Source organism: Rhodococcus sp. PSBB066 (genome assembly GCF_017068255.1).
Classification (GTDB): Bacteria; Actinomycetota; Actinomycetes; order Mycobacteriales; family Mycobacteriaceae; genus Rhodococcus; species Rhodococcus aetherivorans.
The window spans coordinates 2,296,332-2,321,873 of sequence record NZ_CP070859.1 but is presented as its reverse complement, the minus strand read 5'-3'; the positions used below and the strand labels follow the sequence as shown (position 1 = coordinate 2,321,873).

The 25,542-nt window shown below is 75.4% G+C and carries 7 protein-coding genes; 3 read left to right on the top strand and 4 right to left on the bottom strand.

What is annotated here, in order from left to right:
- Positions 1–5: 5 nt before the first annotated feature.
- Both JYA75_RS10775 and JYA75_RS10770 read left to right on the top strand, forming a co-directional pair.
- Positions 6–1,658, top strand: coding sequence for a sensor histidine kinase (locus JYA75_RS10775; RefSeq protein WP_203330179.1), 1,653 nt, complete (start codon positions 6–8; stop codon positions 1,656–1,658).
- A complete protein-coding gene (locus JYA75_RS10770) occupies positions 1,655–2,095 on the top strand; it encodes a response regulator (protein ID WP_100056882.1) in 441 nt (146 codons plus the stop codon). The genes JYA75_RS10775 and JYA75_RS10770 overlap by 4 nt, the downstream gene beginning before the upstream one ends.
- Positions 2,096–2,123: 28 nt before the next feature.
- Here the strand turns inward: JYA75_RS10770 and JYA75_RS10765 are convergent, their stop codons facing one another.
- A complete protein-coding gene (locus JYA75_RS10765) occupies positions 2,124–2,549 on the bottom strand; it encodes an ATP-binding protein (RefSeq protein ID WP_006934328.1) in 426 nt (141 codons plus the stop codon).
- Between the two features lie 68 nt (positions 2,550–2,617).
- Positions 2,618–4,042, bottom strand: a complete 1,425-nt coding sequence (locus tag JYA75_RS10760) for a chaperone protein (protein WP_203330007.1) — start codon at positions 4,040–4,042, stop codon at positions 2,618–2,620.
- A gap of 155 nt (positions 4,043–4,197) precedes the next feature.
- Here JYA75_RS10760 and JYA75_RS10755 point away from each other — a divergent pair, with 155 nt between their 5' ends.
- Positions 4,198–4,713 (top strand): protein tyrosine phosphatase, encoded by a 516-nt coding sequence (locus JYA75_RS10755; protein WP_102799605.1) that lies wholly within the window; start codon positions 4,198–4,200, stop codon positions 4,711–4,713.
- Here JYA75_RS10755 and JYA75_RS10750 read toward each other — a convergent pair.
- Both JYA75_RS10750 and JYA75_RS10745 read right to left on the bottom strand, forming a co-directional pair.
- Positions 4,684–6,372: a polysaccharide biosynthesis tyrosine autokinase gene (locus tag JYA75_RS10750; protein WP_203330006.1), complete on the bottom strand. Its 1,689-nt coding sequence runs from the start codon at positions 6,370–6,372 to the stop codon at positions 4,684–4,686. The two genes, JYA75_RS10755 and JYA75_RS10750, sit on opposite strands and share 30 nt — an antisense overlap.
- Entirely contained in the window at positions 6,372–25,334 is an 18,963-nt protein-coding gene (locus JYA75_RS10745) for a non-ribosomal peptide synthetase (RefSeq protein ID WP_203330005.1), read from the bottom strand. Before JYA75_RS10745 ends, JYA75_RS10750 begins: the two co-directional genes overlap by 1 nt.
- Between the last annotated feature and the right edge of the window lie 208 nt (positions 25,335–25,542).

Genomic DNA, 25,542 nt, shown 5'->3' with positions numbered 1-25,542 from the left:
CGTCGATGCCCGAACCCAAGGTCGAGCGGGTGCGCTCGCGGCTGACGGTCCAGAGCTGGTTCCAGGTCGCCTTCGCGGTCCTCGCCGTGTTCGTCGTCGTCGGCACGGCGGTCGGCGGGTATTTCATCCAGCGCACGGCCCAGATCACGGACGAACTGGTCGACCAGATCCAGCCGGCCCGCGCCGAGGCGTACCGGCTGCAGGCGGCGCTGCTGGATCAGGAGACCGGCGCCCGCGGCTACGCCGCCACCGCCGACGTCGAATTCCTCGAGCCGTACCTGACGGGCAAGCGGATCGAGCAGGAGGCCGCGGACCGGATGCGGGAGTTCACCGCCGGCCATCCGGAACTGCTCGCCGCCGTCGAGGAGATCGAGGCGGCGGCGGCCGCGTGGCGCGCCGACTACGCCGACCCGCTCGTCGCGAGCGTCGTCCCCGGCGTCCCCGCACCCGTGGATCCCGGCAGCACCGAGCGGGGCCGATCCACGTTCGACGCCATGCGCACCCTCTTCGAGGCGCAGAACGCCGAACTCGTCCAGGCCCGCGCGGAGGGCTACGACAACCTCATCCACGCCCGAACGATCCGCAACTCCGTGCTCGTGGCGATGGTGGCAGGCTTCCTGCTCACCGGCCTGCTCATGGTGATCCTCGTGCACAACCTCGTCGCCATGCCGCTGGTCAGCCTGCGCGCGGCGACGCGGCGCGTCGTCGCGGACGGCAACTTCGACCAGCACATCCGCCCCCAGGGCCCGAAGGACATCCGAGCCCTGGCACAGGACGTCGAAGCCATGCGCGGGCGCATCGTGTTCGCGCTGGCGGCCGCCCACACCCAGCACCAGCGCCTCGCCAGCCAGACGGCGGACCTCGACGCCCAGGCCGAGGAACTGCGCCGCTCCAACGCCGAGCTCGAGCAGTTCGCCTACGTCGCCTCCCACGACCTGCAGGAACCGCTGCGCAAGGTCGCCTCCTTCTGCCAGCTGCTCGAGAAGCGCTACGGCGACAAGCTCGACGAACGGGGCGTCCAGTACATCGCGTTCGCCGTCGACGGTGCCAAGCGCATGCAGGTCCTCATCAACGACCTGCTGGCGTTCTCCCGGGTGGGCCGGGTCAACGACGCCCACGTGCGCGTCGACCTGGATCAGCCGCTGGACAAGGCACTGACCAACCTTTCCGCCGCGGTCGACGAGTCCGAGGCGCGCATCGAGCGGCCCGAGAAGCTCCCCGAGATCACGGGCGATCCGACCCTGCTGACGATGCTCTGGCAGAATCTGCTGGGTAACGCGATCAAGTTCCGCCACCCGGACCGCACCCCCGTCGTGCGGATCACGTGTGAGCGGGCCGACGGCGACGGTGGCGGTGACCAGGCGGGTGCCGGCAGCTGGCAGCTGTGCGTCACGGACAACGGCATCGGCATCGACAAGGAGTTCGCCGAGAAGGTGTTCATCATCTTCCAGCGCCTCCACGGCCGCGACGTCTACACCGGCACCGGCATCGGCCTGGCGGTGTGCAAGAAGATCGTCGAGTACCACGGTGGCAGGATCTGGATCGACACCGAGCACACCGGAGGCACCCGGTTCTGCTTCACCGTCCCCGCCCTGCCCGAGGCAGAACCCGAAGAGCACGCCCCGGCCGACACCGATCTCGAAGGAGCCCCCGCATGACCCCCGCAGAGCCCATCGACGTCCTACTGGTCGAAGACGACCCGGGCGACGAGCTGATGACCCGCGAGGCCTTCGAGGACAACAAGATCGGCAACGAGCTGCACGTGGTCCGCGACGGCGAGGAGGCGCTGGACTTCCTGTACCAGCGCGGCGCGCACACCGGAGCGCCGCGTCCCGACCTGATTCTGCTCGACCTCAACCTGCCCAAGTACGACGGGCGCCAGGTCCTCGAGAAGATCAAGTCCGACCCGGACCTGTCCGACATCCCGGTCGTGGTGCTGACCACCTCGGCCGCCGAGGAGGACATCCTGCGCAGCTATCGGCTGCACGCCAACGCGTATGTCACCAAGCCGGTGGACCTCGACCAATTCATCGGGGCGGTCCGGCAGATCGACGAGTTCTTCGTCCAGGTGGTGCGGCTGCCCCGCCGCCGGTAACCATCGGCGTCGATAGCGACAGTCGTCGCTAGATGCTCCAGCGCATGGTGACGACGGTCCCGGTGTCGGCGGGGGCCACGGTCGCCGTGTCCGCCAGGGACTTGATCAGCGTGAGACCGTGCCCGCGCGAGCTGGTGCCCGGGTCGGTGTCGTTCGCGCGCCAGCTGCCGCGGTCGATGATGGCGACCTCGACCTGACGGTCGCCCGGAATCAGCGTCGCCTCGAGGTCGAGGGTGCCCGACGCACCGTCGCGGTAGGCGTGCTCGACGGCATTGGCGAGGGCCTCGTAGCTGGCCAGCAGCACGTCGCGGGTCAGCTCGGGGCGCACGTGCACCGCGTCGAGCCAGCGCTCCAGGGCCCGCCGCAGCACGGTCAGCTGACCGGGCTCGGCGCGCACGCGCCGATAGGCCAGCGTGACCGAGTCGCACAGCGGGGTGTTCTGCGGCGAAAACATCGTCTGTACTCTAACCCGTCGCGCCGGGCGCCATCGGCCACGAGGGTCCCCGGCGGCGGAGGGGTCCGTCAGATCGGTAGCCGCAGCTCCGGCGGCACTTCGATCGTGGGCAGGGGCGGCAGCGGCGGCAGTGTCGGTACCGGGATGTTGAGCCCGGGGATCAGCGGCGGCGGCGGGGCGGTGGCCACCGGCGGGGGCGGCACCACCCGCTCCGTCGTGGACTCCTCGGTCGGCGGCACGGTGGTTGTCGTCGGCGCCGGCGCCGGCGCGACGGCGGGCGCCGGCTGCGGGGTCCGCGGCGGCGTCGTCACGATCACCTCGGTCGGCCGGGGCTCCGACTCGTCGTCGCCGGCGAAGGTGTTCTGTGCGCCCAGCGCCAGCCCGATCATGGCCACCACACCCAGGGCGGTGCCGGCCAGCCCGGCCCCGCTGATCTGGCGGCCCGACACGTGCGGGCCGGGCGCGGTCGCCGCCCGCTTCCACGCCGGCGCCCGCTCCGGCGGCCCGGCGTCGTCCACCGCGGCCGGCGCGGGTGTCTCGGTCCGCGCGAGCCGCTCGGTGCGCTGCGGCGCCACTCCGCGCGGCGGGACGATGCGTTCGGTCGCCCCCGGCGGGACGATCAGTTCGGTGACCGCCGACGCGGTGGGGCCCGCGGCGACGGCGCGCAGGGCGCCGCCCTTGGCCAGGACGAGTTCGGGTTCGTGCGGCACCACGACGGGCAGCTTCATCCACGTCTCGAGCACCCGGCGCACCAGCCGGACGTGGGCGCCGCCGCCGAGCAGCACGATCGTCTCGGGCCGGGCGCCGGACCGGTGCACGACGTCGCGCAGGAACCGCGCGGAACCCTCCACGAGCGGGGTGATCAGCGGGTCGAAGGTCTCGAGGGACATGAGGATCACGCCGGCGGTGCCCGGCACGGCGACGGCGTCGCTGCCGGACAGCTGTTCCTTGGCCGTGCGGCACTGGGCGACGAACTCCTCGTCCTCCGGGTCGTCGGGTCGCCACACCCCGTCCGAGCCGAGCTGGTGCAGGCGCACCGCGTCGTCGAACAGGCGGCCGGAGACGGTCCTGGTGCGTTCGGTGTGCACGGCACCGGTGGTGCGGTCGACGACGGTGACCGTGAGCCCGGAGGCACCCAGGTCGTAGAGCACCGCGACGTCGCCGGGGAGCTCGCCGGTGGCCCGCAGGTAGGCCAGGGCCGCCTCGGACTCGCCGACGAGGGTGTAGCGGTCGAGTCCCTGCTCGGCCATCGCGGCGCGGAGCCGCTCGGCGTCGGCGGCGTCGCGGTACACCAGGCCCACCCGCTCGACGGTGTCGCCCGCGATGCCGGCCTGCACGAGCACGCCCACGGTCTGCGCCGCGAGCCGTGCCGGATCGTCCTGCCTGGTCTCCACCACCTGGAACTGGTAGCCCGCGGCGGGCGCGGCCGGATCGATCGGACGAACGATCCGGACGGCACTCGTCCCTGCGGTCACCCCGAGAACCGAACTCATCAGCCGCCTTCTGATTGTGTTTTGCGCCGCACATCCACCCCCGGCGCATCCCGACCGCCCGATGCTACCGAACGGTCCGGACACGCCCACCCGGCGAATCGGACACACGCCGTCACAACCGGACGAGCGACCCGTGTGCTGCCTAGGATCGAGCGATGCGGGTTCTGTACGTCTGTACCGGGAACATCTGCCGATCGCCCACCGCCGAGCTGTTGACCACCGCATACGCGACGGAAACCGGCCGGAGTGAGTTGTCCGCGCACAGCGCCGGCACCCGCGGCATGGTCGGGCGGCCCATGGAGCCGACGGCCGCGCTCGTGCTGCGCCAGCTCGGCGGCGAGCCCGACGGTTTCGTCGCCCGGCGCCTGTCGCCGCACCTCGCCCAGGACGCCGACCTGGTGATCACGATGGCCGAGTCGCATCGGGGGGCCGTGCTGCAGGCGGCGCCGCGGATGCTCAAGCGGACGTTCACGCTGCGCGAGGCCGCGCGGCTGCAGCAGCTCAGCGGCGCCGAGACCGTCGCCGAGCTCGCCGCGGCCCGGGCGCAGTTCCCCGCGCCCGGACCGGAGGACGTCACCGATCCGATCGGTCTGGACGAGGACACGTTCGTCGCCGTCGGGACCGAGATCGCCGATCTGCTGCTACCGCTGCTCGCCCGGATCCACGACTGACCCGTTGCGCGGGCCCTGCATGGGCGACGGCGCGACGGGCCGCGACACCGCCGTCGGCACCGCCTGCTCGCGGTAGGCGGGGTCGGCGGTGTACGCCTGCGGGGCCCGGTAGTGCTGTCCCGGCTGCGCGTCGTCGTGGTCCGGCCCGCCCCGATGCGGCTGCTCCGGCCGGTACGGTTCCGGCCGGTTCTGCTCCTCGCGGTAGCGGCGTCCGCCGGTGGTCTGTGCAACAGGACCCGGCTGCACGGGAGCCGACCCGGCCGGGGCGGGCGTCGACGCAGCGGCCGTGGCCTTCTTCGCCGACTCGTCGGACTCGTAGTAGTACCGGTACTCGTAGGCGCCGCGGCCCTTGTTCGGCGTCATCGTGATGATGGTGCCGAGCAGGTGCGCGCCGGCGCTGCCCAGGTTGCCGACCGCGCGGCTGAGCTGCTCCCGGGTGGTCCTGCCGTGGCGAGCGATGAGCAGCGCGCCGTCGGTGGCCGCGGCGAGCACGACCGAGTCGGTGACGGGCAGGACCGGCGAGCCGTCGATGATCACGTACTCGAAGCGCGCCCGCAGGTGGTCGATGACGTGCTTGGCGGTTTCGGAGCCGAGCAGCTCGCTGGGGTTGGGCGGCAGCGCCCCGGAGGCCAGCACCCACAGGCCCTCGTACTGGCTGGGCTGCAGCACGTCCTCCAGACCGGCCTGGCCCGACAGCACGGTGCTGAACCCGACGTCGCCGACGACCCCGAGGTACTTCGACACCCGCGGCCGGCGCAGGTCGCCCTCGACGAGCACCACGGAATGGCCGGCCTCCGCGAGCACCAGCGCGGTGTTGATGGCCGTGGTGGTCTTGCCCTCGGCCGGCAGGGCGCTGGTGACGACGATGACGCGCGGCGGGTTGTCGACGTCGAGGAACTTGAGGTTGGTGCGCATCTCCCGGTACGCCTCCGCGCTGCCGGAGTTCGACTCCTGGAAGTCGATCGCCGCGTGCTCCTGCCGTTCCTTGTCGAGGGGGATGGTGCCCACCAGGCCCGTCCCGGCGAGCTCCTCGACCGTCTTGCGGTCCTTGACGGTGTTGTCGAGCCGGTCGCGCAGCACCGCGAGGGCGATGCCGAGGAGCAGGCCGACGGCGAGGCCGAGCGCGAGGTTGCGCTTCGTCTTCGGCGACACCGGGGTCACCGGGGTGTCGGCGTGCTGCTCGACGACGACCCGCGCGGTGGGCTCACCGCCGTTCTCGGGGGTCTCGAGCTCGCGCGCCATGACGACGAACTCGTCGGAGAGGGCGTTGGCGAGGTCCCGGGCCCGCTCCGGCGACTCGTCGTCGACCTTGACGTCGACGAGGACGGTGTCCGGGGCGGACGATGCGGTGACCTTTCCGGCGAGCTGCGACGGCGTGACGTCGGACAGGCCGAGCCGGTCGAGGGTGCGCTGCGCCAGCGTGGTGCCGGTGAGCAACTTGGTGTAGGAGGCGACGCGCTGCTGCGAGAACAGGTTGCCCTGGTAGATCTCGTTGACCGAGGCCCCGGAGGAGGTGGAGACGAACAGCCGGGTGCTCGCCTGGTAGATCGGGGTGGTGAGCAGGGAGGCTCCGAGCGCACCGAGTACCGCCACCACGGTCGTCACGGCGACGATCTTCCATCGCGCCTGCAGGATGCGTAGGTAGTCGTGTACTTCCATTACGGTGTCTCCCTCGTTGCTGTGACACTGTCGGTGCACCCTACGGGCGCGGAAATCTGTCGTTCGGTCAGGTGCCGGGCGAGCGTGGGGCCGATCAGGGCCAGCGCGCCGGGGGTGGTCAGGTCGGAGTGCGGGTAGGGCACGTCGTGCTCGGTGACGCGGCGGACGTGGCGCCGCCAGCTCGCCGCGAGGTCGGGTCCGGTCTGCCCGCCGGGCCGGGCCCGGAACAGCAGCGCGTCGCCGTCGAGGACGCGGGGGGTGTGCGCGGTGACGGCCTCCTCCAGCGCGGCGCCCGCGGCCAGAGCCCGCTCCCGGATCTCGGCGACGAACGTCGGCGGCAGGCCGGGCACCTCGAGCTCGACGACGGGTTCGTCCGGCAGGGCCGCGACGTCGGGGAGGGTGTCGGGGGTGAGCGTGTCCAGCAGGATCAGCGACGCCACCTGCTCCCCCGCCTCGTGCAGTTGCACGGCCATCTCGTGCGCGATGGTGCCGCCGAGGGACCAGCCCAGCAGGTGGTAGGGGCCTTCGGGCTGGACGGTGCGGATCCGGTCGAGGTAGCGGGCGGCGAACTCGGCGACGGTGCGCGGCAGCGGCGCGAGCCGGGTGGCCTGCAGCCCGTACAGCGCGACTCCGGGCAGGTGCGGCGCGAGTCCCGTGTAGCACCACGACATTCCGCTGATCGGGTGGACGCAGAACAGCGGGGTGCCGTCGGGGCGCCCCGCGAGCGGCACCAGCGTGGCGAGCGGGTCGGTGTCGTCGCCGCCGTGGTCGATCCGGTCGGCGAGGTCGGCGACGGTGGGTGCGGTGAGCAGCCAGTCGAGCGGGACGTCGCGGTCGAGTTCGGCACGCAGGTCGGCGGCGACGGCGACGGCCCCGAGCGACGTGCCGCCGAGGTCGAAGAACCCGAGGTCGGCGGACACCGATCCGGGGGGCCGGCCGAGGTGCCGGGCGAACACGGCGGCGACCGTCTCGGCCGTCGCCCCGTCGAGTGGCACGAATCCCTCTGCGGGCGAGGCGAAGTCGGGCCGGGGCAGCGCGGCGCGGTCGACCTTGCCGGACGGCAGCAGCGGCAGCGCGTCGACGACGGTGATCGCGGCGGGCCGCAGCGCGCGCGGCAGGTGCGCGGCCACGCGGGTGCGCAGCGCGGCGGCGTCGGCGCTGCCCTGCGCGTAGGAGGCGAGGACGGTTTCGCCCGCGGGGCCGGGCACGGCGACGGTGACGGCGGCCTCGACGCCGTCGGCGGCGGTGAGCACCGCGTCGATCTCGGCGGGTTCGACGCGGATGCCGTGCAGCTGGATCTGCTCGTCGACACGGCCGAGGACGTCGAGTTCGCCGTCGGCGGTGACGCGCGCGAGGTCGCCGGTGCGGTACAGGCGCGCGCCCGGCTCGCCGTGCGGGTCGGCGACGAATCGGGTTGCGGTGAGCCCGCTTCGGCCGTGGTAGCCGCGGGCCAGGCCCGCCCCGGTCACGTACAGCTCACCGATCACCCCGGCCCGGACGGGGTGCAGGCGCGCGTCGAGGACGTGGGCGGTGGCGCCGGCGACGGGGGCGCCGACGGTGGGCCGGGCGCCGGGGTCGAACGGCCCGCCGAACGACACGGCGATCGTGAACTCGGTGGGCCCGTACCCGTTGAGCAGACGGTGCCGCCGCCAGCGTTCGACGACGGGCGCGGTGAGCGCCTCGCCCTCGGACAGGACGGTGACCGGGCGCCCCAGCGCGTCCGGGTCGACGGTGCCCAGCACGGTGGGGGTGGCGACCACGTGGGTGACGTGCTCGTCGACGATCAGCCGCTGCAGCGCCGCGCCGGCATAGACGTGGTCGGGGGCGACGACGAGGGTTGCGCCGTGCGCGTGGGCGGCGAGCAGTTCGAACACCGACGCGTCGAAGGTGTGCGACGCCGCGTGCAGCACCCGGCTGCCCGGCGCGACGCCGAGGACGTGCCGCTGCGCGTCGACGACGGCGGTCAGGCCGCGGTGCGGCACGGCGACACCCTTGGGGGTGCCGGTGCTCCCGGACGTGTAGATCAGATACGCAGTGTCGTCCGGATGCGGCTCCGCCGCGGTGTCGTCCGGATGCGGCTCCGCCGCAGTGTCGTCCGGATGCGGTTGCGGCGCAGTGTCGTCCGGATGCGGTTGCGGCGCAGGGATTTCCCGCGACTCCCACTCGCCGGTCAGGTCCACCCAGTCGATGCCCTCCCCCACCGGTTCGGCACCTGCCACGGTCAACCCGACGGTGGCGCCGCTGTCGCGCAGGACGGTCTCGACGCGGGCGGGCGGCTGCGCCGGGTCGACGGACACCCACGCCGCGCCGGTCCGGACGACGGCCCACACCGCGAGCGGCCAGCATTCCCCGCGCGGCACGGCCACGGCGACCACGTCGCCGCGGGTCACGCCGCGCGCGCGCAGTTCCCCGGCGACGACGTCGGCGCGGGCGGCGAGCCCGGCGTAGGTCCAGGCGACGGCCCCGGCCCGCACGGCGATGGCGCCGGGGTGCGTGCGGGCGGTGGCGGCGAGGAGCTGCGGCAGCGTGCGCGGCGCCGCGGCGGGCGCGGACAACGGCGCCGGCGCGGAGGCGGCGAGGTCGCCGACGGCGGTGCCGGGGTCGGCGAGCGCGGCGCCGAGCAGCGCGACGTAGTCGTCGAGCAGCGCGCCGGCGGTGGCGGGGTCGAACAGGTCGGTGGCGTACACGAGACGCACGTCGATGCCGCCGTCGCCGTCGCGTTCGGTGACGTCCCAGGTGAGGTCGAACTGCGCGGCCGGGGTGCCGGCGTCGAATTCGCGCACGCGCAGGCCGGGCAGCTGCGGCAGGTCCTCCCCCGCGGGCACCGTGCGGTGGGCGAGCAGCACCTGGAACAGCGGATGGTGGGTGCCGCGGGCCGGCGCGACCCGCGCGACGACCCGGTCGAACGGGACGTCCGCGTGCGCGAGGGCGTCGAGGCCGGTGGTGCGGATGCGGCGCAGCAGGTCCCCGAACGGCTCGTCCCCGGCGACGGTCGTGCGCAGGGTGAGGGTGCCGACGAACATGCCGACTAGGGCGTGCAGGCGCGGGTCGGCGCGCCCGGCGACGGCGGTGCCGACGGCGATGTCGGCGCGGCCGCTGCGGCGGGCGAGCAGCGCGGCGAGCGCCGCGTGCAGCACCATGAAGCCGGTCGCGTCGTGGGCCCGCGCGACGTCGCGGAGGCGGCGGTGGGTGCCGGCGTCGAGGTGGGCGGTGACGGCGCCGCCGCGGTGGCTGGGCCGCGCGGGCCGGGGCCGGTCGGTGGGCAGCGGCAGCGGCGTGTCGGGCAGGCCCGCGAGAGTCGTTGCCCAGTGGTCGAGTTGGCGGGCGGCGAGGCTGTCCGGGTCCGCGGGGTCGCCGAGCAGGTCGCGTTGCCAGCGGGCGTAGTCGCGGTAGCGCACGGGCAGCGGCCACCAGATCGGCTCCGCCCCGGCGAGGCGGGCGGCGTAGGCGTGCTGCAGGTCGGTCAGCAGCGGCGCGACGGAGCCGCCGTCGAACGCGATGTGGTGGACCGCGGCGGCGAGCACCCATTCGTGGGCGCCGAGTTCGACCAGCCGGATCCGCAGCGGCGCGTCGGCGGTGAGGTCGAACGGCGCGGTGAGCACCTCGGCGACGGCGGCGGCCGGGTCGGTGCCCGGAACCGCTTCGAGCACAGGCGGATCGACCTCGGCCGCGACGCCGTCGGGGTAGGCGGTGCGCAGGATCTCGTGCCGGGCGGCGACGTCGGCGACGGCCGCGGCCAGCGCGGCGGTGTCGAGGTCGCCGGTCAGGTGCAGCGCGACGGGCACGGTGTAGGCGGCGCTGCCGGGCTCGGCGCGGCCGAGCAGCCACAGTCGCTGCTGCGCGGGCGCGAGCGGGGTGGGGGCGTCGTCGTCGTAGCGGCGCAACGGGATCCGGGTGCGGTCGCCGTCGCGGATGTGGGCGGCGAGTGCCGCGAGGGTCGGTGCCTGCAGCACGGCACGGGCGGGCACGTCGGTGCCGAAGGCGTCGGCGAGGCGGGCGGCGAGGACGACGGCGGACAGCGAATCACCGCCGGCGGCGAAGAACCCGGCGTGGATGTCGGGCCGGGCGCCGAGCACGCTCTCGGCGACGGTGACGACGAGGTCCTCGACGTCGGTGAGCGGCCGGTCGTCGGCGGGCGCATCCCCGGCGGTGTCGAGGTCGCGCAGGGCTGCGGTGTCGACTTCGCGCAGGGCTGCGGTGTCGAGTTTGCCGTTGACGGTGGTGGGCAGTTCCGGCAGCAACCGCAGCCGCGTCGGCATGCGGTGCGGCGGCACCACGTCGGCGAGCCCGGCGAGCACGCGGCTCGGCTCGACACCCGGATCGGCGGCGGCGAAGGCGACGAGCGCGCCGCCCGCGGCCAGCGCGACGGCGTGCCGGATGCCGGGCTGCGCGAGCAGGGCGGCCTCGAGTTCCCCGGGTTCGATGCGCACGCCGCGGACCTTGAGCTGCCGGTCGGTGCGGCCCCGGAAGGCGAGGGTGCCGTCGGGACGGCGGTGCACCAGGTCGCCGGTGCGGTAGCGGCGGGTGCCCCCGGGGGCGGCGACGAACCGCTGCGCGGTGAGCGCGGGGGCGCCGAGGTAGCCGAGCGCGACGGACGCCCCGGCCAGGTACAGCTCGCCGACGGCGTCGTCGGGCACCGGGCGCAGGCGGGCGTCGAGCACGTGCGCGACGGTGCCGGGGACGGGCCGGCCGATGCCGCCGCGGCCGTCGACGTCGGTGAGGGTCGCGACGATGGTGGCCTCGGTGGGTCCGTACGCGTCGAGCATGTGCCGGCCGTCGGTCCAGCGGGCGGCGAGCGCCGGCGGCAGGGTTTCGCCGCCGGACGCGACGACCCGCAGGTCGGGCAGCTCGTGCGGGTCGAGGGTGCCGAGCACCGCGGGGGTGGACAGGTAGTGGGTGATGCGCTGCGCGCGCAGCAGCCGCTGCAGGTCCTCCCCCGCGTACACCTCCGGCGGGGCGACGACGAGGGTCGCGCCGGTGGTGTGGGCGAGCAGGATCTCGAGCAGGGCCGCGTCGAACGCCGGATGGTAGCCCTGCAGCACGCGGTCGCCGGGTCCGACGCGGTAGCGGCGGGCGGCCTCGGCGGCGAGCGGGGCAAGGCCGGCGTGGGTGACGGCGACGCGCTTGGGCGCCCCGGTCGAGCCGGAGGTCGACACGACGTACGCGACGTTCGCCGGCGCCGGGCCGGCCGCGTCGGGGGCGCCGGTGAACGCGGCGCCGGTCTTGGTGATCGCCCACAGCCGCAGCACGTACTCGAGGCCGCGGGGCCGGTCGATGGGCACGACGGTGCCGGGGCCGGCGCCGGCGGCGCGCAGTTCGTCGGCGAGCGCGTCGGAGCGGGCGTCGAGTTCGCGGTAGGTCAGGGCGGTGTCGCCCTCGCGCAGGGCTTCCCGGTCGGGGTGCGCGGCGGCGGTGGCGCGCAGCAGGTCCGGCAGGGGTCGGGCCGGGGCGGGGGCGGCGCCGGTCAGCGGCGCGGCGGGACGGTCGACGGGCAGGTCCCCGACGGTGGTGCCGGGCGCGGCGACGAGGTGCCGCAGGACGGCGACGAACCGGTCCGCGAGCCGCCGCGCGGTGGGTCCGGCGAACCGCGACGCGTCGTGCACGAGGGTGCCGGCGTAGCCGTCCGCGGCGGGCGCGAACGCGAACTGCAGGTCGAATTTCGGTGCGCCGCGGACGATCTCCTCGGCCTCGACGGTGAGGTCCCCGATCCGGGTGGGGGCGAGGGTGAAGTCCTGCAGGGCGAGCGCGACCTGCGGGGCGCGGCCGGGCAGGCCGGCGAGGATCTGCTCGTACGGCACCCCGGCGTGGTCGAGGGCGGCGACGTCGAAGTCGCGGACCTGCGCGAGGAGCCCGGCGAACGGCATGTCGGGTTCCACGCGGGCGCGCAGCACGAGGGTCTCGAGGAACGGGCCGACGAGGTCCTCGACCTGCGCCCAGCGGCGGGCGGAGACCACGGCGGCGACGGCGACGTCGTGTCCGGCGCCGACGCGGGCGAGCAGCACCGACAGCGCGGCGTGCAGCACCATGAACTCGGTGGCGCCGTGGGCCCGCGCGAGCTCTGCGATCCCGGCGCGCACGTCGGCGGGCACCTCGAACGCGACGGTCCCGGCCTCCTGCTCCGACGACTCCGTCTCCGAATACCCTGCCTGCGTGGGTAATTCGACCGGGTCGAGCCCGTCGAGGGCGCACCGCCAGTGCGCGGCGTCCGCCTCCGGGATCCCGCGCGCCTGTTCCCACAGCGCGTAGTCGGCGTACTGCAGCGGCAGCGGCTCCCACCGCGGCGCCTGCCCGGCCGCGCGGGCGGCGTAGGCGACGGCGAGGTCGCGCAGCAGCGGCGCGAGCGACGGCCCGTCCGCCGCGGCGTGGTCCACGGCGAGGCGCAGGCGCCGTGGCGTCCTTTCGGTCCCCTCGAGGTCCCAATGGACACCACGGTCTGCCAGGACCTGATGCGGACCCTGCTCGTCGACGGCGATGCGGGTGCGCAGGATCTCGTGCCGCGCCACGACGTCGCCGAGCGCGGTCTCGAGGGCGGGCACGTCGAGCGGGCCGGTCAGGCGCACGTCGGCGCGCAGCAGGTAGGCGTCGGGGTCGAGGCGGCTGAGCCCCCACAGGCGACGTTGCGCGCGGCTGAGCGGGATCCGGGCGGGGCGCGGGTGGACGGGCACCGGCCCGGCCTCGACGTCGAGTCCGCCGGCGTCGAGCGCGGCGGCGAGCCCCTCGACGGTGGGGTGCTCGAAGATCAGCCGCAGCGGCACGGCGACGCCGGTCTCCTCGCGCAGCCGGCCGACGAGCACGGTCGCGAGCAGCGAGTTGCCGCCGACGGCGAAGAAGTCGTCGGTCCTGCCGACCGGGGAGTCGAGCAGTTCGCCGTAGACCCGCGCGACGAGCGTCTCGGTCCCGGTGCCGGGCTCGTCGCGCCCGCCGAGGTCGGGGGCGGGCAGCCGCGCGACGTCGAGCTTGCCGTGCGCGGTGCGTGGCACCGCGTCGAGCGGCACGACGGCGACGGGCACGAGGTGGGCGGGCAGGCTCTGCCGCAGCCGCCCGCGCGCGTCCTCGGCGTCGACGCCGGCGGGCACGACGTAGGAGACGAGCGCCCCGTCGCGCACGACGGTCGCGGCCTGCTCGACGCCGGGCACGGTCCGCAGCGCGGCGTCGACCTCGCCCGGTTCGATGCGCACGCCGCGCAGCTTGACCTGATCGTCGCTGCGTCCCACGAACCGCAACGCGACCCCGCCGCCCGTGCGCGTTTCTGGTAGCTCCGACGACCGGAAACGCGCACGGGCCCAGCGGGCCAGGTCGCCCGTGCGGTACCGGCGACGACCGCCGTCGGCGGCGACGAACCGCGTCGCGGTGCGGCCCGGGTCGTCGCGGTACCCGTCGGCGAGCCGCTCCCCCGCCAGGTACAGCTCGCCGGCCACGCCGGTGGGCACGGGCCGCAGCCGTTCGTCGAGCACGACGGCCTGGACCCCGCGCACGGGGGTGCCGATCACGACGTCCGCGCCGGGCGCCAGCGGCGGCGAACAGGTGGCGAAGACGGTGGCCTCGGCGGGGCCGTAGCCGTTGTAGAGGCGACGGCCCGCACCCCACCGGGCGACGAGCTCGTCGCTCACGGCCTCGCCGCCCAGCATGAGCACCCGCAGGTCGGGCAGCGCCCGCGGCGGCACGGTCGCCAGCGCCGACGGGGTGACACACGCGTGCGTGATGCGCTCGCCGGCGAGCAGGTCGGCGAGGGCGTCGCCGCCGTACGCGTCGGGCCCGGCGACGACGAGGGTCGCGCCGGCGGTGCCCGCGACGAGCAGCTCGAGCATCGCCGCGTCGAAGCTCGGCGACGCGACGTGCAGCATCCGGTCGCCGGGCGCGGCGGCGAACCGCTCGGCGAGGTCCTCGGCGAGGGCGCTCACCCCCCGGTGGGTGATGGTGACGCCCTTGGGGTTTCCACTGGTACCGGAGGTGAACACCAGGTAGGCGGGCGCGCCGGCGCCCGGGTCGGCCACCGCGACACCGCCACCGTGAAAGCCGCCACCGTGGGAGCCGGCACCGTGGGAGCCGGCGACATCGAGCCACGTCACGGCGGCGGGCAGCGACCCGCGGTGCGCGGCGCCGGTGACGCCGACGGTCGCGTCGCCGAGCATCGCGGCGAGCCGCGCGGCGGGCTGGGCGGGGTCGACGAGCATCGGGGCGGCGCCGAGCCGGGCGATGCCCCACACGGCGACGACGGAGTCGAGCGAGCGGGGCAGCGCGCACGCGACGGCCGTGCCGGGCCGGGCGCCGGCGGCGTGCAGCCGGGCGGCGAGCGCGTCGGCGCGCGCGAGCAGCTGCGGGTAGGTCAGTTCGGTGTCGCCGTCGCGCACGGCCACACCGTCGCCGCCGCGGGCGGCGCCGGCGGCCAACCACTGCCACAGCGTCCGCGCCGGGGCCGGCTCGGGGCCGGCGGCGGGGACGAGCGCGGCGCGTTCCCGCTCGGTGAGCAGGTCGATGTCGCCGATCCGCACGGCCGGGTCGGCGACGGCGGCCCGCAGGATCGCGACGTACCGGTCGGCGAACGCGGCGACGGTGCCCGCGTCGTACAGGTCGGTGGCGTAGGCGAATTCGAGGTCGACGCCGGGGCCGGTCTCGGTGACGACGAGCTGGACGTCGAAGTTGGCGTGCTCGTCGGCCACCGGCAGCACCCGCGCGGTCAGGCCGGGCAGCTCGAACGCGTCGACGGTGGGGCGGCGCAGCGACAGGGCGACCTGGAACAGCGGATGCCGGGCGGGGTTGCGGGCGGGATTGAGGCGTTCGACGAGGGTCTCGAACGGCGCGTCGGGGTGGGTGTAGGCGGCGAGGTCGCGGGCGTGGACCTCGGCGAGCAGGTCGGCGAAGGTGGCGTCCGGGTCGACGGGGGTGCGCAGGACGAGAGTGCCGGCGAACATGCCGACGAGGGCGTCGAGCTGCGGGTCGCCGCGCCCGGCAACGACGGTGCCGACGGCGATGTCGTCGCCGGCGCCGTGCCGGGCCAGCAGCACGGCCAGCGCCGCGTGCAGCACCATGAACGTCGTCGCGCGACCGTCCCGCGAGAGCCGCGAAACACCTTCGGCCACAGCATGATCCACCGCCACACGGTGGGTGGCACCGCGGCCGGTCGGGCGCGCGGGCCGCGGCCGGTCGCCGGGCAGGGTCACCTCGTCGGGCAGGCCGGCGAGCACGGTCGTCCAGTGCGCGAGCTGGCCGTCGGCGCCGGCGCGCTGCCAGCGGCTGAAGTCGGTGTACTGCACCGGCAGCGGGGCCCACCGCGGCGCCTGCCCGGCGCGCCGGGCGGTGTAGGCGTCGACGAGGTCGCGCAGCAGCGGGGTGAGCGACCATTCGTCGGCGGCGATGTGGTGCACCACCACCGCGAGCACGTGCCGCCGCGGCGCGAGCCGGTACAGCCGCAGCCGCACCGGCGTCTCGCGGGTGAGATCGAATCCGGGGGCGGCGAACTCGCGGACGAACTCGTCGAGCCCCTCGGCGGGCACGGCGACGGGCTCGAGGCCGGGCCGCGCGACGGTCCGCACCACCTGCGCGGTGGCGTCGGGGTACACGGTGCGCAGGGTGCGGTGCCGGTCGAGGACGTCGGCGACGGCGGCGGTGAGCGCCGCGACGTCGAGCCGGCCGTCGAGCCGCACCGCGAACGGCAGGTTGTAGCTGCCGGATCCGGGGTCGAGCCGGTTGACGAACCAGAGCCGCTGCTGCGCCGGCGACAGCGGCGCCGGGGTGTCGTCGCCGGCCGCGACGAGCGGGGCACGGCGACGGCCGGTGCCGGCGCGGGCGGCGAGGAGCGCGGCGAGGTCGGCGACGGTGGCGGTGTCGAACACGTCGCGGACGGTGACGTCGACGTCGGCGATGTCGGCGAGGCGCCCGGCGAGGCGGGTCGCGAGCAGCGAGTTGCCGCCGAGGTCGAAGAAGTCGTCGCCGGCGCCGACGGGCCCGGCGCCGAGCAGTTCCCGGTACACCTCGGCGACGAGTTCCTCGAGCGGCCCGTGCGGGGCGAGGCCGCCGGTGGGGGCGACGGTGGGTGCGGGCAGGGCCGCGCGGTCGAGCTTGCCGTTGGCGGTGCGCGGCAGCGCATCCAGCGCGACGGCGGCGGCGGGCACGAGGTAGTCGGGCAGGGTGCGGCGCAGCGCGCGCAGCGCCCCGGTGGGTGAGCCGCCGACGAGGTAGGCGACGAGCCGGTCGTCGCGCAGCACCACCACGGCCTGGGTGACGCCGTCGCAGCGCAGCAGGGTGGCCTCGATCTCGCCGGGTTCGATGCGGTAGCCGCGCAGCTCGAGCTGGTCGTCGGCGCGGCCACGGTGGTGCAGCACCCCGTCGCGGCCGCGGCGGCCGAGGTCGCCGGTCCGGTAGCGGCGGGCGCCGCCGGGCGCGGCGACGAACCGGGTGGCGGTCAGGCCGGGGCGGTCGCGGTAGCCGCGGGCGAGTTGGCCTCCGGCGACGTAGAGTTCGCCGACGGTGCCGGGCGGGGTGCGGCGCAGCGACCGGTCCAGGATCTGCACGTCGAGCCCGGGCAGCGGCCGCCCGACGCCGGGCTCGGCGGCGGGGCCGCGGGTGACGTGCACGGTGGTCTCGGTGATGCCGAACATGTTCACCGCGCGCACGTGCGGCCGGTCCGCGAGCCACGGCCGGACCCGCCCGGGGTCGAGGGCTTCGCCGCCGAAGATCAGCAGCCGCAGCGTGGGCAGCGCGGTGTCGACGGTGGCGAGCTGGCCGAACGCGGTGGGCGTCTGGTTGAGGACGGTGACGCCCTCGCTGTCGAGCAGCGCGGCGAACGCCCCGGGGTCGCGGGCGGTGTAGTGGTCGACGACGACGAGGCGCCCGCCGGTGGTGAGCGCTCCCCACATCTCCCACACGGAGAAGTCGAACGCCGGGGAGTGGAACAGGGTCCACACGTCGCGCGGGCCGAACCCGACGTCGCCGGTGGCGGCGAACACCGCCGCGGCGGCCTCGTGCCCGACGAGCACGCCCTTGGGGATGCCGGTGGAGCCGGAGGTGTAGATCAGGTACGCGCCGGCACCGGCGGGCACGGCCGCGTCGAATGCGGCGCCGGCGTCCAGGCGTTGCCGAACCTCGGGCGCATCGACGTGCAGGAGAGCCACATCCGTGTCGACCGCGAACCCGGTGTCGCACAGCACCGCGGCGGGGGCGGCGTCGTCGAGCAGGGCGCGCAGCCGCGCCGGCGGGTGGGTGACGTCCAGCGGCAGGTACACGGCGCCGGCGCGGGCGACGGCGAGGATCGCCACCACCAGGTCGAGCGAGCGGGGCAGCGCGACGGCGACGACGTCCTCGACGCCGTGCCCGCGCTCGGCGAGCATTTCGGCGAGCGCCCCGGAGCGGGCGTGCAGCTGGGCGTAGGTCAAGGTGTCCTCGCCGTGGGTGAGCGCGACCGCGTCGGGGCGGCGGCGTGCCTGCTCGGCGACCAGCGCGGGCAGCGTGGCCGTGTCGGGGGCCGGCCGGGGCGCGGACGCGTCGTCGTCGGGGCCGAGCAGGTCGATGCCGCCGACGGCGACGGCCGGGTCGGCGGTGACCACGTCGAGGATGCGCAGCAGGAACGGCGCCCACGCGGCGACGGTGTCGTGGTCGAACAGGCCGCGGTCGTAGGTGAGCACCCCGTCGAGCCCGGTGGGGGTGCCGGCGGCGGAGCGGGTCTCGCGGACGGTGACCTCGAGGTCGAATCGGGCCGTGCCGGTGGATATCTCGCGCACCCCGGTCACGCCGGGCACGTCGAGGCCGTCCAGCGCGAAGCTCTCGTAGGCGAGCATCACCTGGAAGACCGGGTGGTGCCGCGACGCGGAGGCGCCGAGGGCGTCGACGACCCGGTCGAACGGCACGTCGGCGTGCGCGAACGCGTCGAGGTCGACGCGGCGGGTGTCGGCGAGCAGCTCGGCGAACGTCGCGCGGGCCGGCACGGGCAGCCGCAGCGCGACGGTGCCGACGAACATGCCGGCCACGTCGTCGAGCATCGGGTCGACCCGCCCGGAGACGGGGGTGCCGACGGTGACGTCCTCGGCGGCGGCCAGGGTCGCGAGCAGCACGGTGAGCGCGGCGTGCACGACCATGAACGTCGTCGCGTCGTGGGCGCGGGCCAGCTTGTCGACGGCGGCGTGCAGTTCGGCGGGCACCGAGAAGCGCACGCGCCCGGCGGCGCCGTCGCCGTCGCCGCGCGGACGGTCGGTGGGCAGGGCCAGCAGCGGCGGGGCGCCGGCGAGGGTGCGGGTCCAGTGCGCGAGCTGGCGGGCGGCGAGGCTGTCGGGATCGGCCGGGTCGCCGAGCAGGGTGTGCTGCCATCGGGCGTAGTCGCGGTAGGTGACGGGCAGCGGCGGCCACGCCGGGGTGCGCCCGTCGCGCCGGGCGGCGTAGGCGAGCGCGAGGTCGCGGCCGAGCGGCAGCAGCGACAGCCCGTCGACGGCGAGGTGGTGCAGCACCACCGCGAGGGTGTAGCCGGCGCCGGTGCGGTAGAGGCGGGTGCGCAGCGGCGGGTCGACGGTGAGATCGAAACCGGCGCGGGCGAATTCGGTGAGGGCGTCGTCGAGGTCGGCGGGTGTCGCGTGTGGCGCGAGGTCGAGGGCGATGCCGGGCAGCATCCGCTGTGTCGGCCCGTCCGGGCCGTCGGGGTGGACGGTGCGCAGCACGGCGTGCCGGGCGATCACGTCCGCGGCGGCGGTCGCGAGGGCGTCGAGGTCGGTGCCGGCGGCGAGGTCGACGGCGAACGCGACGTGGTCGCCGGGGGCGGCGTCGGCGACGTCGAGCCGGTTGGCGAGCCACATCCGCTGCTGCGCCGGCGCGAGCGGCACCGGACCGGTGTCGCCGGTCGGCAGCAGCGGAAGGCGTTCGCCGGCAATCGGATCGGACACGGCGACGGCGAGGCCGGCGACCGTGGGGTGCTCGAAGATCTCCCGCACGCCGACGCGGTGGCCGGCGACCGCGCCGAGGCGCGCGGCGAGCCGGGTGGCGAGCAGCGAGTTGCCGCCGAGCGCGAAGAAATCGTCGTCGGCGGCGACGGCGGGCAGGTCGAGCAGGTCGGCGACGACGCCGGCGACGAGTTCCTCGGCGGCGCTGCGATATCCGGTGCTCGGGCGGTCCGGGTCTGCGGTGGGTTCGGGCAGCGCGGCGCGGTCGATCTTGCCGGTGCTCGTGAGCGGCAGCGCGTCGAGGACGGTGACCGTGGCGGGCACCATGTGCCGCGGCAGCCGCGCGGCGACGAACTCCCGCAGCTCGGCCGGGTCGAGGCGGGCGGGGTCGGGGCCGTGCACGTACGCGACGAGCGCCTCGCCCCGCACGACGGTGACGGCGGCGGCGACCGCGGGATGCCCGGTGAGGGTGGCGTCGATCTCGCCGAGTTCGATGCGGAATCCGCGGAGCTTGACCTGATGGTCCACCCGCCCCACGAACTCCAGGGCGGCTCCGCCGCCGGTGTGTCCTTTGGGCTGCTCCGGCCGCCCAAAGGGCACACCGCTCCAGCGCACCAGGTCGCCCGTGCGGTACATGCGACCGCCGCCGAACGGGGACGCGACGAAGCGGCTCGCGGTCAGGCCCGGCATCCCGAGGTAGCCGCGGGCCAGGCCCGGCCCGGCGAGGTACAGCTCGCCGACCACGCCGACGGGCACGGGCCGCAGCCGCGGACCGAGCACGAGCGCGGTGACGCCGTCGAGGCCGGTGCCGATGGTCAGCCGCTCCCCCGGCACGAGCGGCGCGCTGGCGGTGGCGAGCACGGTGGTCTCGGTGGGCCCGTACACGTTGAGCATGGTCCGGCCGGGCGCCCACCGGGCCGCGGTCTCGGCCGGCCACGCCTCGCCGCCGACGGCGAGCACGCGCAGCGCGTCCAGGCCCGTGGGGTCCAGTTGCGCAGGCACGGCCGGGGTGGAGAACCAGTGCGTGATGCGCTCGGCGCGCAGCAGTTCCAGCAGGTCCTCGCCGCCGTACACGTCCGGCGGCGCGACGACGAGGGTGCCACCGGCCGCGGCCGCCATGAGGTATTCGAGCACCGACGCGTCGAACGTGGGCGACGCGAAGTGCAGCACCCGCGCCTGCGGGTCGAGGTCCATGCGGCGGCGCAGCGACGCGACGAGCGGCGCGAGCCCCCGGTGGGTGACGACGACCCCCTTCGGCGTGCCGGTCGAGCCGGAGGTGTAGACGAGGTAGGCGGTGTGGTCGGGCCGCAGCGGCCGCGTCCGGTCGGCGTCGGTGATCTCGCCCGACCGCGCGGATCCCGCGTCCGGGTCGACGAGTGCGACGCCGTCGGGCAGCGACGTACCGGGCCGGGCGACGACGTGCCGCACCCCGGCGTCGGCGAGGATCTGGGCGATCCGCACCGCGGGCTGCGCCGGGTCGACGGGCACGAACGCCGCCCCGGTCAGCGCGACGGCGGCCACCGCGCGCACCGAGTCCACCGACCGCGGCAGCAGAATCGCCACCCGATCCTCCGGGCCGAGACCGCGCTCGATCAGGTGCCACGCCAATGGTGTTGCGGCGGCGATCAACTCGACCGGCACGCCGCACGGCGCCGCGACCCGCAGCGGGTGCGCGGCGAGCAGCTCCGGCAACGTCGCGACCGGCCCGGGGTCTGCCAGGACGACCTCGGGAGCGCCGAGCTCGAGATCGCCGACGGGTGCCTGCGGCGCGGCGACGGCCGCGTCGAGCACCGCGTGCAGGCGGGCCACCGCGGCGGCGACCGTCGCGCGCTCGAACAGGGCACCGTCGTAGATCACCCGTCCGCACAGCGAGCCGTCGGGCAGCTCGCGCACCGCGATCTCCACGTCGAACCGGGCGCGGCCGGGCGGGATCTCCTCGGCGCGCACGGCCAGGCCGGGCAGCGCGAGGTCGGGCACGGCGACGTTGTCGTAGGCGAGCATCACCTGGAACGGCGCGAAGCCGAGCGCGTCGACGACGCAGTCGAACGGCACCGTCGCGTGCGCGTAGGCGTCGAGGTCCGCGCGACGGGCGGCGGCGAGCAGCTCGGTGAACGACGCGGCCGGGTCCACGTCGAGCCGCAGCGCGACGGTGCCGACGAACATGCCGACGAGACGCTCGAGGTCGGGGTGCTCGCGGCCGGCAGTGCCGGAGCCGACGGCGACGTCGCGCCCCCCGGTCCACGCCGACAGCCACACGGCGACGGCGGCGTGCACCGCCATGAACGCGGTGGCGTCGTGCGCGGCGGCCAGGCGGCGCAGCGCCTCGAACCGCGCGGCGGGGACGGCGAATTCGAGCGACTCGGCCGGTCCGGGGCGGCCGGGGCGGGGACGGTCGGTGGGCAGCGTCGGCGCCTCGCCCAGCCCGGCGAGGGTGGTGGTCCAGTGCGCGAGTTCGCGGGCGGCGAGGCTGTCCGGGTCGTCCGCGTCGCCGAGCAGGGCGCGGTGCCAGCGGGCGTAGTCGGAGTACCGCAGCGGCAACGGCTCCCACCGCGGGCCGTGCCCGGCGGCGCGGGCGGCGTAGGCGGCGGCGAGGTCGAGGGTCAGCGGCACGAACGACGCGCCGTCCACGGCGATGTGGTGGGCGACGACGGCGAGCACGTGCCGGTCCGGGCCCACGCGCAGCAGCCGCACCCGCAGCGGGATGCCGGTGGCGAGGTCGAACGGTGCGGCGGCCCACTCGGCGATCAGGGCGTCCACGTCGGCCGGGTCGACGGGTTCGACGTCGAGGGCGGGCAGCACCTCGGCCACGGGCCGGACCCGTTGCCGCGGGCCGGGTTCGGTGTAGACGGTGCGCAGGATCTCGTGCCGGTCGAGGACGTCGCCGAGCGCGGCGCGCAGCGCGGCCACGTCGAGGGTGCCGTCGAGGTGCAGCGCGAACGGCAGGTGGTAGGCGGCGGTGTCGCCCTGCGCGAGCAGCCACAGCCGTCGCTGGGCGGGGGCGAGCGGCGCGGGCGTGTCGTCGTCCGAGCGGGTGGGCGCGGGCATCGCGGCGGCCGGTCCGGCGTCGACGGCCGCGGCGAGTCCGGCGACGGTGGGATGGTCGAACACGTCGCGCAGGTGTACGTCGCGGCCGAGCGCGGCCCCGAGCCGCGCCGCGAGCTGTGCCGCGCCGAGCGAATGCCCGCCGAGGGCGAAGAAGTTCGCGTTCGCCCCCACCCGGTCGACGCCGACGATCTCGCACATCAGCTGCGCGACGAGCGCCTCGGTCGGGCCGGTCGGCGGGCGCGAGCCGGTGGCCGTGTCGACAGCCGGGGCGGGCAGGGCGCGACGGTCGATCTTGCCGCCCGGGGTGAGCGGCAGCGCGTCGAGCACGGTGACCGTCGCGGGCCGCAGGTAGGCGGGCAGGCGCTCGGCGAGGCGGACGTGCACGTCGTCGGGCTCGACGTCGCCGACGACGTAGGCCGCGAGCGTGTCGCCGCGGACGACGACGGCCGCGCTCGCGACGTCGCCGAGACCCGTGAGCGCCGCCTCGACCTCGCCGGGTTCGATGCGGTAGCCGCGAATCTTCACCTGCCGGTCGGCGCGCCCGACGAACTCCAGGACGTCCCCGCCGCCCGTGCGCGTTTCTGGTAGCTCCGACGACCAGAAACGCGCACGGCTCCAGCGCACCAGGTCTCCTGTGCGGTACATGCGACCGAACGGCGACGCGACGAACCGGGCCGCGGTCAGCGCCGGGTCGCCGAGGTAACCGCGGGCGACGGCCGGCCCACCCAGGTACAGCTCGCCGACCGCGCCGACGGGCACCGGGTGCAGCCGCGCGTCGAGCACGACGGCCGTCACGCCGTGGACGGGTGCGCCGATGGGCACTCCCCCGCCCGGCCGCAGCGGCTCGCTGAGCGTGGCGAGGACGGTGGCCTCGGTGGGCCCGTAGGCGTTGAGCATCGTGCGCCCGCGCGACCACCGGTCGGCGACGTCGACCGCCAGGGCCTCGCCGCCCGCGTCGAGCATCCGCAGCGCCGGCAGGTCGGCCTCGGGCGTGACGGCCAGGACGGCGGGCGCGGTGATCGCGTGGGTGACGGCCTGCTCGCGCAGCAGCGCGGTCAGGTCCGGTCCGCCGACCACGTCGGGCGGGCAGACCACCAGGGTGGCGCCGGCGTCGAAGCACAGCAGCAGTTCCTGCAGCGACGCGTCGAAACTCGGGGCGGCCAGGTGCAGCACGCGCGACGCGGCGTCGGCCGGGTACCGCTCCCGCAACGTCGCGACGAGTCCGGCGAGACCGCGGTGGCCGACGGCGACGGCCTTGGGGGTGCCCGTGGAGCCGGACGTGTGGATCACCCACGCGAGGTGGTCGGGGTGCAGCGGACGCAGCCGTTCGCCCGCGTCGAACGGCGCCGGCGACACCTCGCCGCCCGCCGGATCCACGCGGGTCACGCCGTCGGGCAGGGCGACGTCGTCGCCGCACACCGCGACGAGCACGTCGCGCAGCAGTTCGGCGAGCCGCAGCGCCGGGGTGCCCGGATCGATCGGGGTGTAGGCGGCGCCGGCCTTGGCGACGGCCCACAGCGCGACCACCGCGCCGGCCGAGCGCGGCAGCAGCACCGCGACCCGGTCGTCGGGTCCCGCGCCGCACGCAATCAGCCTGCGCGCGAACGCAGTTGAACGCTCGTCCAGTTCTCGGTAGGTCAGCGCGACGGCGCCGTCGCGCACGGCGACGCGGTCCGAGCCGGCGTGCGCGGTGAGCACGTCGGGCAGCAGGCGTACGTCCTCGACGTGCGGGCCACGCGCGGGGACGAGGCCGGCGAGTTCGCCGGGCGCCGCGAGCGGCAGGTCGCCCACCGCCCGGTCGGCCGACCGCGCGAACGCGCCGAGGAAGTCCAGGAACCGCCGGTGGTGCCGGGCGAGCGTCTCGTCGCCGTACCGGCGCGGGTTGGCCTCGAAGTCCACCCGCGTGCTGCGCCCGGCGATCCCGGCGTACACATTCACCGACAGGTCGTCGACCGGGCCGGTGGAGAGCAGGTTGTACTCGCCGGTGATGTCGCCGTACGCGTACTCCGGGTTGAACATCATCAGGTTCACCACGGGCCCGAACGCGCTGCGGGTCTCCCGGTGATCGCCCACGGCGTGCAGGTCGCGCAGCATGTCCTCGTAGCGGTACCGCTGGTGCCGCAGCGCCCCGGTCAGCTCCACCTGCACGCGCCGCACCAGCTCGGCGACGGTGACGCCGGGTTCCACGCGGACCCGCAGCGGCACGATGTTCGAGATCGAGCCGGCCGAGCGGCGCAGCGGTGCGGTGGTGCGCGCCGAGACCGGCAGGCTCAGCGCGACGTCCGTGGTGCCGGTCATGCGGGCCAGGTAGGCGGCGAAGGCGGCGACGACGATCGGCACGTCGGTGGAGTTGGCGTCGCGGGCCAGCTCGGCCACGGCGTCGGTCACCTCGGCGGTGAGTGCCGCACCGACGTGTCGGCACGGCATCGAGGGGGCGGCGGAACCGGCGGCGAGCGTGACGGGCGGCGGCAGGTCCACCAGGCGCTGCCTCCAATGCTCGCGGTCAGTGGCCTGCCGGGTGCTGCCGACGTAGGCGAGCTCGTGTTCGGCGATCTGCTCGAGGCTCATCGCCGCGAGCGGCGCCGGCGCCTCCCCGCGCGCCCACGCCGTGTACAGCTCCGCGCTGCGGCCGAGCATCACCATGCCGCCGTGCCCGTCGAGGGCGAGGTGGTGGATGTAGGTGAAGAGGTAGAAGTGCTCGTCGGCGAGCTGGATCAGCGTGGTGACGATGAGCCGGTCGTGCAGCGGGTCGAGCGGACGGGTGTAGGTCTCGTCCATCCACCGTCGCGCCTCGGCCTCGGGGTCGTCGTGGCCGCGCAGGTCCAGGTAGCCGGGGTAGTCGTCGACGTCGGGGATCACCCGTTGCCGCGGCTCGCCGTCGACCATTTCGAGGAACAGCGTGCCGGATTCGACCTCGCGGGCGGCCTGGTTGCAGGCCGCGCGGATCAGGTCCGCGTCGAGCGGGCCGTGCAGGTCCAGGTACTGGGCGATGGTGAACGGGACGTCCGGGGTGAGCTGCTGAGCAAACCACAGTCCACGCTGACTCGTGGACATGGCAAAAGACGGCACCGCACCCCCTCGTTTTCCCTCGAGACCGACGGGCGTGCAGTGGAACCCCTCGATCGACCACGGCGTGGACGCCTCCCTGCATCCATCACCGTCGAATACATCGACCCTAACGATCCCGAGCGTTACTCACCACTCGAACCGACCATCCGACCGGTTTCTCGGATATGGTCGCCGCGGAGGAATCGAAGGGGGT

Coding starts and splice junctions, on each gene's coding strand:
- JYA75_RS10750 (WP_203330006.1), bottom strand. CDS start 6,372: ATGGAAGTACACGACTACCTACGCATCCTGCAGGCGCGATGGAAGATC.
- JYA75_RS10760 (WP_203330007.1), bottom strand. CDS start 4,042: ATGAGTTCGGTTCTCGGGGTGACCGCAGGGACGAGTGCCGTCCGGATC.
- JYA75_RS10755 (WP_102799605.1), top strand. CDS start 4,198: ATGCGGGTTCTGTACGTCTGTACCGGGAACATCTGCCGATCGCCCACC.
- JYA75_RS10770 (WP_100056882.1), top strand. CDS start 1,655: ATGACCCCCGCAGAGCCCATCGACGTCCTACTGGTCGAAGACGACCCG.
- JYA75_RS10765 (WP_006934328.1), bottom strand. CDS start 2,549: ATGTTTTCGCCGCAGAACACCCCGCTGTGCGACTCGGTCACGCTGGCC.
- JYA75_RS10745 (WP_203330005.1), bottom strand. CDS start 25,334: ATGTCCACGAGTCAGCGTGGACTGTGGTTTGCTCAGCAGCTCACCCCG.
- JYA75_RS10775 (WP_203330179.1), top strand. CDS start 6: ATGCCCGAACCCAAGGTCGAGCGGGTGCGCTCGCGGCTGACGGTCCAG.